This is a genomic window from Micromonospora aridisoli (assembly GCF_056150025.1).
On sequence record NZ_JAXCFK010000149.1, the window covers coordinates 1 to 544 of the forward strand.

At 55.9% G+C, this 544-nt stretch carries 1 protein-coding gene; it reads right to left on the minus strand.

The genetic code is table 11. The features are described 5' to 3' along the window. Positions 1-544, minus strand: a 544-nt coding sequence (locus SM447_RS29820; RefSeq protein ID WP_474576195.1) for an AMP-binding protein, incomplete at both ends; no start/stop codon positions are given.

Below are 544 nucleotides of genomic sequence, written 5' to 3' on the forward strand. Positions count from 1 at the left end.
ACACAGCAGCCTCAGCTGCGAAGGGGTCACGGGTACCCCATCAACACAGTCCTCTCGGAAGGCTTCGATAATTGACATGCCGGTCAATGTATCCGGGGCATCATATGTCACGATGGTGCCACCGGTCGTCAGAGGCATGAAGGCACGGAAGGCGGATTCGAACGAAAGCGTCGTGGCAAGTGGCCAGCTTATTGGATCACCTGAAGACAATTTGCGACATGCCCAGTCGTTGTAGAACGCAAAGCTACGATGCGGAATCTCAATGCCCTTGGGTTCGCCCGTCGAGCCCGAGGTGAACATCAGGTACATGGTGCTGTCAGGGTCGATCTCAGGCAGGTCCGAGGGCCCAAGCCGCCCTTCATCCAAAAGCGCTTCGGGATGTACACGCTCTGTGTTGGCATAGGGCAGATCCGCGTCGCCCGTGTCGGACATGACCACAAGTTTTGCAGCGGTTTTCTTTAGCAGCTTAGCGGACTTGTCTTTGGGGTGACGCGTATCGAGCGCCACATAGGTTGCAGATGCGCGCAAAATACCTAAAACCGTT